Annotated in this window: 11 protein-coding genes and 1 tRNA gene; 8 read left to right on the top strand and 4 right to left on the bottom strand. The window is 34.3% G+C overall.

The window, feature by feature from the left end:
- Positions 1–345: 345 nt before the first annotated feature.
- A tRNA-Phe gene (locus tag BLQ19_RS10160) sits at positions 346–418 on the bottom strand.
- A gap of 102 nt (positions 419–520) precedes the next feature.
- On the opposite strand from BLQ19_RS10160, the gene BLQ19_RS10155 reads away from it, so the two are divergent.
- The 6 genes from BLQ19_RS10155 (at position 521) to BLQ19_RS10125 (ending at position 8,281) form a co-directional block, all read left to right on the top strand.
- A complete protein-coding gene (locus BLQ19_RS10155; RefSeq protein ID WP_024479002.1) occupies positions 521–1,249 on the top strand; it encodes a type III pantothenate kinase in 729 nt (242 codons plus the stop codon).
- Complete coding sequence (gene bamG / locus BLQ19_RS10150) at positions 1,250–2,512, top strand: BamG family beta-barrel-assembly machinery protein (RefSeq protein WP_074538278.1); 1,263 nt, start codon at positions 1,250–1,252, stop codon at positions 2,510–2,512.
- Positions 2,513–2,529: 17 nt separating this feature from the next.
- Positions 2,530–3,897, top strand: coding sequence for a tetratricopeptide repeat protein (locus tag BLQ19_RS10145; RefSeq protein WP_074538277.1), 1,368 nt, complete (start codon positions 2,530–2,532; stop codon positions 3,895–3,897).
- 1 nt (position 3,898) lies between these two features.
- The gene (gene lptC / locus BLQ19_RS10140; protein ID WP_024478999.1) at positions 3,899–4,513 is read left to right on the top strand and encodes an LPS export ABC transporter periplasmic protein LptC; all 615 of its coding nucleotides are present in this window, start codon (positions 3,899–3,901) and stop codon (positions 4,511–4,513) included.
- 258 nt (positions 4,514–4,771) lie between these two features.
- Positions 4,772–6,001: a hemolysin family protein gene (locus BLQ19_RS10130; protein ID WP_051333131.1), complete on the top strand. Its 1,230-nt coding sequence runs from the start codon at positions 4,772–4,774 to the stop codon at positions 5,999–6,001.
- 159 nt (positions 6,002–6,160) lie between these two features.
- Positions 6,161–8,281 (top strand): peptidylprolyl isomerase, encoded by a 2,121-nt coding sequence (locus BLQ19_RS10125; RefSeq protein WP_074538276.1) that lies wholly within the window; start codon positions 6,161–6,163, stop codon positions 8,279–8,281.
- Positions 8,282–8,352: 71 nt separating this feature from the next.
- Here the strand turns inward: BLQ19_RS10125 and BLQ19_RS10120 are convergent, their stop codons facing one another.
- Both BLQ19_RS10120 and BLQ19_RS10115 read right to left on the bottom strand, forming a co-directional pair.
- A complete protein-coding gene (locus BLQ19_RS10120; protein ID WP_074538275.1) occupies positions 8,353–9,261 on the bottom strand; it encodes a GYDIA family GHMP kinase in 909 nt (302 codons plus the stop codon).
- Positions 9,258–10,580: a hydroxymethylglutaryl-CoA reductase, degradative gene (locus tag BLQ19_RS10115; protein WP_074538274.1), complete on the bottom strand. Its 1,323-nt coding sequence runs from the start codon at positions 10,578–10,580 to the stop codon at positions 9,258–9,260. Before BLQ19_RS10115 ends, BLQ19_RS10120 begins: the two co-directional genes overlap by 4 nt.
- Positions 10,581–10,843: 263 nt before the next feature.
- Here BLQ19_RS10115 and BLQ19_RS10110 point away from each other — a divergent pair, with 263 nt between their 5' ends.
- Entirely contained in the window at positions 10,844–13,009 is a 2,166-nt protein-coding gene (locus BLQ19_RS10110; protein WP_074538273.1) for a S9 family peptidase, read from the top strand.
- A gap of 32 nt (positions 13,010–13,041) precedes the next feature.
- The gene (locus BLQ19_RS10105) at positions 13,042–14,574 is read left to right on the top strand and encodes a peptide MFS transporter (protein WP_074538272.1); all 1,533 of its coding nucleotides are present in this window, start codon (positions 13,042–13,044) and stop codon (positions 14,572–14,574) included.
- On the opposite strand, the gene BLQ19_RS10100 is transcribed toward BLQ19_RS10105, so the two are convergent.
- Positions 14,571–16,589, bottom strand: a complete 2,019-nt coding sequence (locus BLQ19_RS10100) for a ComEC/Rec2 family competence protein (protein ID WP_074538271.1) — start codon at positions 16,587–16,589, stop codon at positions 14,571–14,573. The two genes, BLQ19_RS10105 and BLQ19_RS10100, sit on opposite strands and share 4 nt — an antisense overlap.
- Positions 16,590–16,591 lie beyond the last annotated feature (2 nt).

Raw genomic sequence — 16,591 nt, 5'->3', positions numbered from 1 at the left:
TCGTCATAGCCAATTTTGGAAACGATGGATTTCTGATCACCTAAGCCCATCCTGTTTTTCATTTCAGGTAAAAGAGTGTTTTTCCAAATATGTTGAGGAAGTACCTTTGGTTCTGGATACAAGTGGCAACTTGCACAATACATTTTTGAAAGTTCTTGTCCTGTTTTTGGCTTTTGGGTTCTTTCAGGAAAATCAAATTTCAAGTAAATAAAGCCTATGATGATACAAAAAGAGGTGAAAACTAAAATATATATTTTTGAGTTCTTCATATTTTATATAAATATATGGCTCATTTTCAGTTTTTTATACAAAAAAACCCAAACATTTCTGTTTGGGTTTTTGTTGTGGTGCCTCCAGGAATCGAACCAGGGACACATGGATTTTCAGTCCATTGCTCTACCAACTGAGCTAAGGCACCAATGCCGTTAAGCGGCTGCAAATATAATTTCTATTTTCCGATATCCAAATAAAAAATGAAAAAAATGTGAAAAGTTTTTTTATAATTTCAGAACTTTGAGGCATGAACCTAATAATAGACGCAGGTAACAGCTTAATTAAAATTTCTGTTTTTCTTGATAAAACAGAAATTCATCACGAACAATTCGCAATTTCAGAATTTGTAAAGCGAATAAAACAGGTTTTTGGAGCTTATCCGAACATTACAAATGCGATTATATCGTCTGTAGGTGTTCTGGATAAAAAAGATATGGCAGTGGTATCATTGTTTTGTGAAGTGCATCAATTAACAAACAAAACAAAAACACCATTTAAAAATTCATATGCTACACCAGAAACTTTGGGTGTAGACCGTATTGCATTGGCAACGGCAGCATTTTATCATAATCCAAACAGCAATACTTTGGTTATTGATGCGGGGACGTGCATTACCTATGACATGGTAAATGATTATGGGGAGTATATTGGCGGAGCCATATCACCAGGAATACAAATGCGATATAAGGCCTTGCATCAACAAACAGCAAAATTACCACAGCTAGAAAAAGAAGATTTAATAGATTTTATTGGAAACTCTACAGAAACATGTATTCACAGTGGTGTGGTAAATGGTGTTTCGGTTGAAGTAAACGGAATAATTGAACAATATAATCATCGATTTAATAATTTAACAGTTATTTTAACAGGAGGTGATGCGCTATTTTTGTCAAAACGAACAAAAAATACCATATTTGCCAATCCAAAATTTCTCCTCGAAGGGTTAAATTGTTTATTGGAATACAATAAAAAGTAAATGATTAAGAAAATTTTTGTTGCAATAGTGCTCTTAAGCTCAATAGGATTAAGTGCTCAGAACGGAACTGTTTCTCCATATTCTTATTTTGGTCTAGGAGATACCAGAAATTCAGGAACAGTAGATAATCAAATGATGGGGGGCATTAGTATGGTTGGAGACAGTATTCACATCAACCTAAAAAATCCTGCCGCGTATAGTAAGTTAATGTTAACGACCTATGCTGCAGGGATATCCTACAACAATATTGGTTTGAAAACTTCAGATGCTAGTCAAAGTACTTCTGTTACAAATTTAGATTATTTGTCTATCGGCGTGCCTTTAGGTAAAGGTTTTGGCGTGGGCTTTGGTTTAATGCCTTTTACTTCTGTAGGGTATGATTTAGAAACTTCTACCACAGTTGATGATGTAACTATCATTAATAATTATGCCGGTGACGGTGGTTTAAATAGGGTTTATTTCTCGTTGGGCTACCAATTGTTAGATGATATATCTATAGGGGCTACTGTAAATTATAATTTCGGTACTATTAATTCCACACGGGTTCAAACATCATCTGATGCGCAGTATGGTGCATTGGATAGGAGAGAAACGCAAGTAGGTGGTTTTGATTTTAATTATTCTATTAATTATACGCCTAAAATTTCTGAAAAATATACCTTATACACAACTATTGGGGTAGATACTCAGATAAATTTAAATGCGGAGAATTCTCAATCAATAGGTTCTTTCTCTAGGGTTACAGGTCAAGAAATAGAAGTTGTTGATGTAAACTTAGATGCGCAAGCTAGAAAATTTGCTCCGGTGAGAATACCAACCAAGACTACCTTGGGAGTTGGTATTGGGGAAGATTTAAAATGGTTTTTAGGGGCCGAATATACCTTCCAAGAGTTGAGTACGTATAGAAATGACTTCTTTGAAGTAGACAATTTAACCTATAACGATGCAAGTGGTTTTGCAATAGGAGGATATTTTGTTCCGGAGTATAATTCTTTTACAAGTTACTATAAGAGAATTACTTACAGGGCTGGTTTGCGGGTTTCTCAGACAGGTTTAGAGATAAATAATGAAGACATAAATGATTTTGGCATAACTTTTGGAACTGGATTACCACTGGGCAGAGATATCTCTAATCTTAATATTGGTTTTGAAATCGGAAAAAGAGGAACTATCGATGCTGGTTTGATCAAAGAAAGTTATTTCAAAGTAAACATTGGACTATCTTTAAACGATAGATGGTTCAGAAAAAGAAAGATTAATTAACCATTAAATACTAGATTATGAAAAAGAAGTTTTACATCGTAGCCCTTGCGGTTTTAGGCTTTGTAGGAACAATGTCGGCTCAAAACAATCCGGAATGTACAACAAACCTGTCTATATACTCAGAGCACGTAAAAGTTAAGAATTATGAAGCAGCATACACACCATGGAAAATGGTTTATGATAACTGCCCAAGTTTACACAAAGCAAATTTTGCTTATGGTGAAAGAATTTTAAATTATAAAATTGAAAAAGCAACAGGAGCTGAAAAAGAAGGTTTCTTTAAAGACTTGATGGATCTTTATGATGCTAGTTTAGTTCACTTCCCTTCTAATTTTACAGTAGCAGGTGTTGCTGCAGATAAGGGTATTGCCATGTATGATAACAAAATGGGTTCTGAGCAAGAAATCTTTGAGGTATTAGATAAAGGTTTTACTCAGGATAAAGCAAATTTCAGCAATCCAAAAGCATTGTATATCTACTTTACGGAATTAGTAGAATTACACAATGCAGGATCAAAAGACTTGCAAGAAGTTTTTGATACCTATGATAATGTAATGGAGCAGATAGGTGTTGAGAATAAAAAATTAACAGATCGTATTGAGCAATTATTGCCTAAAGAAGATGCAGGTACTATTACTTCTAAAGAAAAGAGAATCTTGGCTGCAGATTCTCAGAACTCTGAGACATATGGTAAAATTGAAGGTAGTATTGATTCTAAATTAGGTGCTTTGGCAGACTGTTCTAATTTAATTCCTCTTTATCAAAAGAATTTTGAAGAAAAGAAAAGTGATATCACTTGGGTAAAAAGAGCGGTAAACAGAATGTTCAACAAAGAATGTACTGACGATCCAATGTTCAAGAAGTTGTTAGATGCGCAATTAGCAATGGAGCCAACTGCAGATTTATATGTGTATTTAGGGTATTTAGAAATGAAGGCTAATAAGACTAGCTCAGCAGTTTCTTACTTTAATAAAGCAGTAGATTTAGAGACGGATAAGTACAAAAAATCAGATTTATTATACAAAATAGCCACTAGTTATTCTAGAAGTAGTAGATCTAATGCTAGAAGTTATGCTCAGAAAGCAATTGATGCTAACTCTTCTAACGGTAAGGCTTATTTATTGATAGCAACATTATACGCTAACAGTGCTAATGATTGTGGTGCAACTGCTTTTGACAAGAGAGCAATGTATTGGAAAGCTGCAGAAATTGCAAGACAAGCAGGAAGAGTTGATCCTTCTTTAAGTGGTAGATCTAACCAGGCGGTAACGAGTTACATGTCTAAGGCGCCATCAAAAGAAATGATATTTAGTTCAGGAATGGCAGGTAAAACTGTTACCTTTAACTGTTGGGTAGGTGGTAGCGTAAAAGTGCCTAATCTATAAGATGATAAAAAATAAAGTATTTACATTTAAAAGCATTGCTGTGGTTTACACCATGGCAATGCTTTTTTTTGCTTGTTCAGATGATTATGAAAGAGTCGGAGAAGAAGCTAAAAAGAATTTGTACCCGCAAGGAGTTGCGGAAAATTACAAGTTAGTATACACAGAGGCAAAAGAAGTTTTGTCAAGTGAGGAGGTGTCTAAAAGTAATAAGATTGCTGTATTGACCGGAGAAATTAGTGAGGACTTTGAAAACCTCTCTTTTCCGCATCGTACTTTTCCAAAAGGAATACGTGTTGAGTTTTTTGATAAAGACGGTAATAAAAGCGTAATTTTGTCAGATTATGCAATAATTTATTCCGGCACTAGCGTTATTGATTTGCAGGGTAATGTAGTGATAGAAATGCAGGATGGTAAACGTTTAGAAACAACGCAGTTATATTACGATCAGCATAACGAGTGGATTTTTACGCAAGAAAGGTTTAAGTATTCTGATGAGAAAGACGGAACACTTATTCATGGAATGGGCATGGATTTCAATAGAGATTTTACCATTTTAAATGCGCATAAAACAGGAGACGGATACAAAATAATAAAAGATAAAGAAATAGATGGTTAAGATTTTTAAGTTTACGGAATACTTATATTTGGTTGTGGCATTTTTCTCTCTGTACCGCATTTACACAGACTGGAATGAGAACCGTGAATTCGCTTACCTATTTATCTTTTTTGCAATCATGTCTATAGGCATGTTTTTCTTTAGAAGAAGCTACCGTAAGAAATTTGAAAAACACAAACAAAACCAAAATCAATAATTTTGGGAACTTCAATTCTTATCATAATTTTTTGTTTAATACTTTCTGCCTTTTTTTCAGGTATGGAGATTGCTTTTATTTCTGCAAACAAGATTCATATTGAAATAGAGAAAAAGCAAGATGGTTTTTTAGCTAAGATCTTGACTAGATTAACCAAAAAGCCTTCTAAATTTATTGCCACCATGTTAATCGGTAACAACATAGCACTTGTTGTGTATGGTTTTTATATGGGTGATTTATTAATGTTGTGGTTTCAGAGTTTCGGTACCTTTGAGAGTGTAATTTTTAAAACCTTATTTCAAGATTTTAGCTTACTCACCCAAACAGTTATTTCTACATTGGTTATTTTGCTAACGGCAGAATTTTTGCCTAAAGTGCTTTTTCAAATATATTCAAACAGCCTGCTTAAAGCTTTAGCGTTACCTGCATATTTGTTTTACCTTCTTTTTTCGTTTATTTCGGAGTTTGTTATTAAAATTTCAGATATTATCCTGAAAGTTTTTTTTAAGACTGATGGCGATGAGGTACAATTAGCATTTAGTAAAATAGAATTAGGAGACTACATCACAGAACAGATGGAAACCGTAGAGAAAGAGGATGAGGTAGATTCTGAAATTCAAATATTTCAAAATGCGTTAGAATTTGCTGCGGTAAAGGCAAGAGATGTTATGATTCCTAGAACAGAAATTGAAGCTGTTGAGATTCATGAGTCTCCAAAAAATCTAACTAAAAGATTTTCGGATACGGGGTATTCTAAAATTTTAATTTATAAGGATACGGTAGATAATATTATAGGTTACGTACATTCTTATGAGCTTTTTAATAAGCCAAAAACTATAAAAAGCATTTTAATGCCAGTAGAGTTTGTGCCAGAAACAATGCTTATCAGTGATATTTTAAGTAGTCTTACTAAAAAACGAAAGAGTATTGCGGTAGTGTTAGATGAATATGGGGGTACCTCTGGTATCATGACGGTAGAAGATATCGTAGAAGAGCTTTTTGGTGAAATAGAGGATGAGCATGATTCTACAGATTTGTTTGAAGAACAGGTGTCAGAAACGTTTTATAAGTTCTCTGCACGTTTAGATGTTGATTACATTAATGAGAATTATAGATTAGAGCTTCCTGAAAGTGATGAATATGGCACCTTGGGTGGTTTAATAGTGAATGAAACAGGGGAGATACCGGATAAAGATTCTCAAATAAAAATTAATCACTTCTTGTTTACGGTCTTGGAAGTGTCTAGTACTAAGATTGATTTAGTTTCCTTGGAAATTTTAGACAAAGATTAACTGCTGCTTTTTTTAAATCATTTTTACTTCTTAAAACCCGTACCATTCTAATCACTTGATAATAATATGGTTAAGCGGTTTTATTTTAATATTTTTTTGTCTTTAGTATTTGAAAGAAAAATGGTATTTTCGTCGCCTGATATAAATTAGTATAATATAATGGCAATTTTAGATAAAATTAGAAGAAAAACTACCATCTTGATTTTAATCATTGGTTTAGCATTGTTTGCATTTGTAATTTCTGGAATATTCAGTACAAATGCTTTTTCTGGTGCAAAGGTAGGTTCTTCAGTAGCTGAAGTAAATGGCGACGAGATTTCAATAGATGGTTTTAGAGAGCAAGTAGAGATAGCGTCTAAAAGTTACGGCGCAAATGCTTCTTCAATGCAAGTTGTAAATAATGTTTACGAGCAGAACGTAAGAAATGCTATTCTAGACCAACAATTTGAAAAATTAGGTATTGTTGTAGAACAAGATCAAATTGTAAATTTCTTAAGAACAAATCCAACCTATTCTCAATTACCACAATTTTTAAATGAGAATGGTGTTTTTGATGAAAATAAATTTATCAGCTTTATTGCAGATTTAAAGTTGAATAACCCAGCAGGGTACCAACAATGGTTACAGGAAGAACAAAGCATTATTCGTGCAGCGAAAGAGCAAATCTACTTTAACTTAATTAGAGCTGGTGTTGGAACAACATTAAAAGAAGGAGAGTTAGATTACAAATTGGCTAATGATAAGTTTGATATTAGTTATGTAAGAGTTCCTTATGCTTCTATCTTAGATAGTACAGTTGCAGTTAGCAAGAGTGAAATAGAATCGTATGTTAAAGCACACGCAGAAGACTTTAAGCTAGAAGATAGCAGAGATATTCAGTTTGTGTATTTCGAAGAAAAAGCTTCTTTGTCAGATGAAAAAGAAGTAGAAGAAAAAATTACAGCTTTATTAGGGGATACTCAAATGTTCAATGAAGCTAAAGATACTACTGAGACTGTAAGAGGTTTTAGAAACACTTTAGACAATATTGCATTTTTAGATGTGAACTCAGATACTAAGTTTGATACTATATATAAGCCTAAATCTAGCTTATCACCAAAAGTAGCAGATACTTTAGTGAAAATGAATATAGGACAGATTTACGGTCCTTACCGTGACGGCAATACATTTAAAGTTTCTAAACTAACAGGTAAGCGTGCTGGTGGTAATGTAAAAGCTAGTCACATCCTTATCGCTTTTGCAGGAGCAACTAGTGCAGGAGAAGAGGTGACTAGAACTAAAGAAGAGGCAGAAAGTAAGGCAAAAGAAGTATTAGCTGAAGCTAAAAAATCAGGGGCTGTATTTGCAGATCTTGCCAAAGAAAACTCAGATGGGCCTTCAGGACCTAGAGGTGGAGATTTAGGATTCTTCCAAGAAGGGGCTATGGTAAAACCATTTAATGATTTTGTTTTCAATAATGGTACAGGTGCTATTGGTTTGGTAGAAACAGATTTCGGTTTCCATATTGTTAAGGTAGAAGAAAAGCAAGATCTTTATCAAGTTGCAAACTTGGTACGTGAGGTAGAGCCTTCTGAAGAGACAATAGATTTACTTTTCCAAGATGCTACTAAATTTGAAATGTCTACGTTAGAAAATAGCGCTAAATTTGAAGAGGTGGCTAAACAAGATAACTATGTAGTTAGACCTGTAAATAAATTGAATCCTATGGATGAAAATTTACCAGGTTTAGGATCGCAACGTGCAATTGTACAATGGGCTTTCAATTCAGATTCAGAAATAGGAGATGTAAAACGTTTTGATTTAAATGATGGTTATGCGGTTGTTAGATTAACGGCTAAATATGCTAAAGGGTTAATGACCTCTGAAGATGCTTCTCCAGTGGTATTGCCAATATTGCGTAAGCAGAAAAAAGCAGCTATGATTATCGAAAAGAATAAAGGAAAATCTTTTGATGCTTTTGCAAAAGACAACAATGTTTCTGCAGCTACGGCTTCTGCAATATCTGTGAAAACACCAACAATTGCTGGAGCAGGTAGAGAGCCAGCTGTTGCGGGTACTGCATATGTTTTAGCAGAAGGAAAAACTTCAGGATTAATTGAAGGAGAAAGTGGTGTGTATATGGTAACGGTTACTAAGAAAACGCCAGCAACAAAACTAGAGAACTATAGTACGTTTGCAAATACCTTAAAGGCTTCAAACAGTACAAGAGTAAATACTTCAGTATACCAAGCCTTAAAAGCGGCTTCTGAAATTGAAGATAATAGATCAATGTTTTACTAGAGTTCTAGTATTTAAAATAACAAAAAAGGCTTCCCAACGGGAAGCCTTTTTTGTTATGGGCTGTTTTAGAATCATAAAATCATGTCTTTGTAAGAGCGTATGGTATTATAACCTTTTTCTTTAAAATAATTAGGAGTGGTATTGTCTCCTGCAGCTAAAATAAAATCACCTCCCCAGGCTCCTAAGCTCTTAATAGCGCCCTTATAATCTGAGAATAAGAGTTCTTTTACAGGTTTCATGTTTAAGACCTCACTGACGGTTGTTTCATGTTGCATGAGCAGGCTTTTGAATACAGTACTATCTTCACAGGCTATAATTGCTTTTGTTAAAGCATTTATCTCTGAAATAAATGCCTGTTTACTAAAGTCCGCTTTGCGATAGGTGGAAATACCTTCTCGACTATTCTGTTTTTTATTCAGATGTACAAAGTATATATCATCTTTAAACGTTGGCTGAAAGGTTGTTTCGGTTACGTTGGGTGTTGTATTGTCTAGTTGATATAGAATAGGGGTGTTGTGCTTAGCGCAGGCAATATCATAGCCACTTCCGGAAAATGAATTCCATAATAAGGTATAAGGGCTTACTTTGGCCCATTGTGCTATATTGTTGAGTAAGGTTGAAGAGGAACCTAGGCCCCAATCTCTAGGAAAGTCTAAGGAAGTTTGTATATTAAATCCTAATGTTTCGGATAAGAAAGTTGGATTTAATTTTTTAGCCTCCAAAAGCATTTTCTGTAAAACCGATGCAGTTTCTTGATTTCTAGAACTTATAATTTCTAAAGTATTTATTTTAAAATGTACTTCAAACCAAACCTTTTTTAAATGATCTATACTTTGCCATTGTATAGTGTGGGTAGTGTTTTGCGTTACCGATAAAGTTTGGCCGTATTTGGTAGGCAGTGCTAAGCTTATAGCGCCATCTAAAACACCATATTCTCCCGTGATTAATAATTTTCCGTTACTGTAGAAATTCGTAATCATTCTTTTTCTTGTAAACTATTATAAGCTGCTATTACGGCGCTGTGTGTAACAGTGTTGTGTTTAAAATGGTGTACTAAAGTTTTTTTATCCCCTTCAGAAGCCCCTAATTGATTTAGGATATTCATCAGGTGCATTTTCATATGTCCTTGTTGTATTCCTGTAGTAACTAAGGATCTTACTGCTGCAAAATTTTGTGCTAAACCTGCTACAGCTACTATTTGCATTAAATCTTTGGCAGAAGGGTTTTGAAGTATTTCTAAGGCTAATTTAACTAAGGGGTGTAAACCTGTTAGTCCGCCTACTGTTCCTAAAGCAAGTGGAATTTCAATCCAAAATTTGAATATGCCATTTTCTATACTAGCATTAGTTAAACTGCTATAACTTCCATCTTTCGCAGCATACGCATGTATGCCAGCTTCAATGGCTCTAAAGTCGTTCCCTGTAGCTAAGACAACGGCATCAATACCGTTCATGATTCCTTTATTGTGCGTCACAGCACGGTATGGTTCTACTTTTGCAATTTGCACGGCTCTAACAATTTTTTCAGCAAAATCTTGAGCAGTACTATTCTTATCTTCGTTTAGTTGGTCTATAGGGCAGCTAACTTCTGCGCGGACTAAACAATTAGGTACATAGTTGCTCAATATGCTCATTACAATTTCTAACTGCTCCTCATGTTCTTTGAATTCTGGTGATTTAGCAAATTCATTCTTAAGTGTTTCTGCAAACTGCTCCAAACAAGAATTGATGAAATTTGCCCCCATGGCATCGAGGGTTTCAAAAGTGCAATGGAGTTGATAGTAGTTTTCTAAATCTGCTGTCTTATTACGTAAGGTTATAGCGGAGATACCGCCTCCACGTTTTTCCATGTTTTTGGTAATATCCTTGGCATCTTTTTTTAATTTAGGGGCTATCAAATTAAAAAAGGATTCCAATTTTTCAAAAGCTCCAGTATACATAAAGTGTACCTGTCCTACTTTTTCGGTATTAATTACCGTTGTCTTAAAACCTCCTCGTTTTAACCAAAATTTAGCCGCTTTACTAGCCGCCGCTACCACAGAACTTTCTTCAATGGCCATTGGTATGGCATAAAGGGTATCGTTAATAAGAAAATTTGGCGCAATACCAAGAGGTAAATAATAATTAGTTATGGTATTTTCAATAAACTCATCATGGAGTTTTTGTAATGTTTCGTCAGTATTCCAATACCTTTTTAAAATGGCAATCGTTTCGTTAGAATTTGTAGTATAGCTTTTCGCTATCCAAGCTATTTTTTCTTCCTTGGTAAGCTTGGAAAATCCTTCAATAGGAGTGTTCATATTTTGTTTGGTTTCAAGTGTCAAAGATAGTAATTACGAATAAAAAATATTTGGTAGAATAAGATCTTTGAAGGTGTGCTCCAATTTGTGATATTTTTTGTTAAAAGTTTATTTTTATATGAAATTATTACTAAACTTGGTGTTTTTAATCATATTTTGAGAATAAGTGAAATCAAACTTTAGAAAGTAAGTCTTTTAGTACTCGTATGTAGCTAAATAGCTTTCAGATTTTGCAATTCAAATACTAACAAACAGGAACATAAATGAAAAAATTAGGTTTTATTTTCTTTTTTATTTTAAGTGCTACTAGTCTTACGTTTGCACAAAAAAAAGCAATTACTCTTGAGGAGATATGGGGTGGTGCATTTAGAACAGAAGGACTAGATGAAATTAGGTCTTTAAAAAATGGAACACAGTATACCGTATTAAATTTTGATAGAGCGGCAAAAACAACAAGTGTAGATATCTATGATTATGCTAGTTTGGCAAAAGTAGGTACTGTAGTAAATTCTGCAAACCTTGAAAACATACCTTATTTTACATCCTATGAGTTTACGGCAGATGAAAGTAAAGTATTGTTGGCTACAGAAGTTGAGTCTATATTTAGAAGGTCTTCTTTAGGTATTTATTATATCTATGATGTAAAAACGGGTAAAACCATCAAAATTTCAGAAGATAAAATTCAAGAACCAACATTATCTCCTGATAATAGTAAAGTAGCTTACGTTTTTGAGAATAACATTTATATCTATGACATCTCAAAAAATAGCACAGCTATGGTTACAAAAGATGGTGTTAAGAATAAAATCATCAATGGGGTTACAGATTGGGTATATGAAGAAGAGTTTGCATTTGTAAGAGCATTTGATTGGAATGCAGATGGAACTAAAATTGCCTTTTTAAGATTCGATGAAACTAATGTTCCAGAATTTTCAATGGATGTGTATGGTGCTGAATTGTATCAAACTCAGCAAGTTTTTAAGTATCCTAAGGCCGGTGAGAATAATGCTATTGTTAGTTTGCATATGTTAGATGTTAAATCGTCTGAAATTTCTAAAGTAGCGTTGCCGTCATCATACTATATTCCACGAATTAAATGGATGAACAATGCAAATATGGTTAGTGTTCAAACCTTGAATAGACACCAAGATAATTTAACGTTGTATGCAGTAAATGCTAAGAATAATAAAGTGTCTGTTCTTTTAGATGAAAAAGATAAAGCGTATGTTGATGTTACAGATAATCTAACCTTCTTAGCAGATGACAGTTTTATCTGGACGAGCGAGAAAGATGGTTTTAACCATATTTATTTGTATAATGAGAATGGTAAATTAATGAACCAGATTACCAAAGGCTCTTGGGAAGTAACTAATTATTATGGCTACGACCAAGAGGAGGATAGAGTTTACTATCAATCTACAGAAGATGGTTCTATCAATAGAAGTGTTTATAGTATAGACAGTAGTGGTAAAGATAAACGCCGACTTACAACTAAAAATGGTCAAAACAATGCCGACTTTAGTGCTGACTTTACTTACTTCATTAATAATTTTTCAAATGTAAATACTCCTTCAGAATATAGTTTGCATGAAGCGCTAACCGGTAAGCGGGTAAAAGAAATTCTGGATAATAAAGCCTTGCTTTCTAAATTGGATGCATATGAAATTAGCCCAAAAGAATTTTCTTCAATAGCTATAAATGGGAACGAGTTAAATATGTGGATGATAAAGCCTGCAGATTTTGATGCCTCCAAAAAGTATCCATTATTTATGTTTCAATATAGTGGTCCTGGATCACAATCGGTTTCAAATTCTTGGATGGCATCTAATGATTACTGGTATCAGTTATTAGCATCAGAAGGTTATATTGTAGTTTGTGTAGATGGTCGTGGTACAGGTTTTAAAGGTAGAGATTTTAAAAAAGTAACACAGAAAGAATTAGGGAAATATGAAGTGGAGGATCAAATTGCTGCGGCTAAAAAGCTAAGTGATTTGCCATATATTGATGCAGAAAGAACAGGTATTTGGGGATGGAGTTATGGTGGTTTTATGTCTACTAACTGTATTCTTAAAGGAAACGATACTTTTGAAATGGCGATTGCTGTTGCGCCAGTGACTTCATGGGCATTTTATGATACCATTTATACAGAGCGTTACATGCAAACACCGCAAGAGAATCCTAGTGGTTATGACGATAATTCTCCATTTAATTATCCAGAGCTTTTAAAAGGTGATTATTTATTGGTTCATGGTACAGGCGATGATAATGTACATGTGCAAAATACTATGCGAATGGTAGAGGCCTTAGTACAGGCAAATAAACCATTTGATTGGGCTATTTACCCAGATAAAAATCATGGTATTTATGGCGGTAATACAAGACTTCACTTGTATACCAAAATGACCAATTTTATTAAAGAAAACTTATAATCTAACTACTCAAAAAAATCTAAATATAGTATATGGAAAAGACGATTAAACCATTCGAAGACCCGCAGTTATTTGGGCATCCAAAAGGATTGTTTTATTTATTTTTTGCGGAGCTTTGGGAGCGTTTTAGTTTTTATGGAATGCGTGCATTGCTTACGCTTTACATGGTTGATGTTGTTTTTGCGGCACTTACCACTAGAGATTTTGCTGCCGCTGCCGTATATGCCTCTTATGGTTCACTAGTATATGCTTCTACAGTAATTGGAGGTCGTATTTCAGATAAGATTTTAGGCATGCGAAATTCTATCTTCTTAGGCGGAATTTTAATGGCTATTGGTCACTTTGTATTAGCGGTAGAAAACAACTATGCTTTCTTTATCGCTTTAGCCCTAATCGTTGTTGGAAATGGCTTTTTTAAGCCAAATATCTCCACATTCGTTGGCTCTCTTTATAAAGAAGATGATATTCGTAAAGATTCTGGTTTCGTTATTTTCTACATGGGTATTAATATCGGTGGATTTGCTGCGCCATTACTTTGTGGATGGTTAGGTAGAGAATACGGTTGGCATTATGGTTTTGGTCTTGCAGGTATTGGGATGCTATTGGGGCTGATTGCTTTCTGGAGCGGAATTAAAAAGAATGTTTTTGGACAAAGAGGTTTGCCGCCATCAGAAACAATTCTAGATAAGCCAATATTAGGGGTTAAACAAGGTTTGATGATTCCTATCCTAGCAGTTGTTGCAGTGCCAGTAATAGCCTATTTACTTTCTTCTTATAAAGCCTTGGGAGAAAAAGGTAGTTTCTTAGAAGATGATAACATTGTCAATATTATCTTTTATATTATTGCTATTGCAATTGGTGCTTTCTTAATTAAAATATTAGTAAAAGCAACTTCGGAGGAACGTAAAAAATTAATTGTAGCCATATTAATAACCTTCTTTATTACTATTTTTTGGGGTTTTCATGAGCTATCAGGAAGTATAATTACGTTGTTTGCTGCACGTAATGTAAATCTAACATTTATAGATGCTTCTCAGACAAATGCATTAAACTCTATGTATATCATTATTTTGTCTATTCCAATTTCAATGTTATTTACTTATTTGAAGAAGAAAAAGTTAGACCCAAGAACACCTTATAAATTTGGACTAGGCTTAGCTTTTGCAGGGATTAGTTTTTTAATTCTTTCTATGAGTAGCGGCAGCGCGGATGAGAATGGGATGGTTCCGTTTTTTTATTTGCTAATTATGTATTTCTTAATTTCGGTAGGGGAGTTGTTCATGTCTCCTGTTGGATTGTCTAAAATAACTGATTTATCGCCAAAAAGAATTGTTGCTTTTATGATGGGAATTTGGTTTTTAGCTTCTGCATTTGCATTTCAAATTGTAGGTTTTATTGGTAAGCAATTGGCAATAGAAAGTACGGATAAGAATGTAGGTGGTTTTGAAACCTTAGGTATTTATACAGATGGGTTTGGCTTAGTGGCTAAATACGCTCTTGGTGCCGCGGTGATTGTTCTTTTAGCATCGCCTCTAATTAAAAAATTAATGGGGAAAGTACATTAGTCTTTCTGTTTTAAATAATAAGCTCCCTTTTCACCGGTGTCGTGAAAAGGGAGTTTTCTTTTTATACAAGTGGCTTTCCATCGGGCTACATCACTTCTGTAATTGCTTCCGTCTGCTATAAGCTCTAGGGGTTGTATAGAATCTATTAAGCGTTCTAAATTTAGGTTAGGAGATTGGGTCAAAAGAATTGTACTGTGTTTATGGCTCGGGTAAATAGCTAAGCTGTCTATAATCGCAATTCTCTTACCTTCTAAAAGATAGCTGTTCCTTAACGTATCTATAGCAAAGGTTTCTATCCGTTCTTCTATTTGATAATTTTTGAGTGTATATTCAAACGCGGTGGCATTCGTACTCAAAAGGTGTAAACTTGTTCCTGTTTTTTCTAAAATTCCTGTAGCTCTAGATTGATGAAGTACCATACTTTCATGAGTAGTGCTAGCCTTGTATTTTAAAAAGAAAGTGTATGATTGCAGCGCAATAAGTCCTATGAGAAAAGCAACAATCACCTTGTGTCTTTTGGAGCTAAAAGCAATAACAATTAGGAATGTAAGACTGTAAAGCACCAGTAACTGTAAGAAATCAAAAGAAATGCCTTTAAAAACAAAAGTATCTTGATGGGCAATCCATCGTACTATAAAATTCATATAGCTAAGGATTGTATTGTAAGCATCTGCAACAAATGCAGGTAAGGTATTTGTAAGGGATAAGATAATGATGACAATACCGATACCTAGTATAATTCCCAAAAATGGAATAATTAATAGATTGGCAACGAAAAAGAGTCCCGGGAATTGGTGAAAATAGAATAAGCTGATGGGGAGCACTCCTAGCTGCGCCGCAATACTTACACTTAATAACTGCCAAAAGTATTTTACGATTTTATTCTTAGGAAACCAGAATCGTTGTAACATTGGATAGATCCATAGGATAGCAAATACGGCAGCATAACTCATTTGAAATCCTACTTGAAAAAGATAATTTGGTTGTATTAGTAGAATAAAGAAAAGCGATAGCGCAAGTATATTAAAGCTGTTGGTGGGCCGGTTTAAGAACATGGCATAAGCAAGGAATGAAAACATAGTAACGGCTCTCACAATTGATGCAGATAGGCCTGCAAGTAGGGCGAAGCTCCATAGGAAGAGGAGGATTACTACTAATTTTATTTTCTTTCCGTGCGGTAAACGTTCTAAGGGCTGTAAGAGAAACTGAAGAATAAGAAGTAAGATGCCAATATGTAAACCAGATAGCGCTAATATATGAATGGCTCCTGCGTCTTTATAATTGTCATAAGTTTCTTCAGAAATATCATTTCGTTGCCCTAATAATAAGGCTTGAATAACACTAAGGTTTTCTGGAGTGAAATTTTGTTCTTTTAGTTTTGTGATGATGGTAGCTCTCCAATGGGCTGCATGGCCATATAGAGTACTTTTTGAATCTTTTAGAAGGATGCATTCAGCAGAGGTTGTGTAGAGTTGATCAAATACGCCTAAGCCTTTCAAGTATTTTTTGTAATTAAATTGATGGGGGTTTAGTGGTACTTTAACGCTTGATAACGTATTGAAGGTGATAAGCTCGTCATCAACCTTTAAACCTTGAGAGCTACTATCTTTTTTAATGGATAGTATAATCTTCCCTGTTGTTCTTCTTTTATCTGCTTCAAGAATCGTTGCAAAATAGCGTCTCGAAAACGAATTTGGTTTTAATACTTCTGTTATTTTAATCCGAAGCTCTTTACTGCCGGTATTAGAGATTTTAGCGTAATGATTAGGGGTGTTTATGGGATTGGCTAATGTAATTGCTAAAAATCCAATACAAGAGGTTAGAAGTAGTACTGCGCTTCCAAAAAGAACACTTTTTATTTTTCTTGTGGTATAAAGTAAAATGGCTACTACGATAAGGGTAGAGATCGTAGCTATTAATGGTATGCTAATGGAGGTTTCAATAAATCTCCCAAAAAGAATTCCTGCAACTAAAAAAAGTGTCAATTTTATTGGCACAAATTTCAGGAGCTGCATAG

Origin of the sequence: Cellulophaga baltica (assembly GCF_900102165.1) — a bacterium.
Classification (GTDB): domain Bacteria; phylum Bacteroidota; class Bacteroidia; order Flavobacteriales; family Flavobacteriaceae; genus Cellulophaga; species Cellulophaga baltica.
The sequence above is the reverse complement of the archived record's forward strand: the minus strand, read 5'-3'. Positions and strand labels throughout refer to the sequence as shown.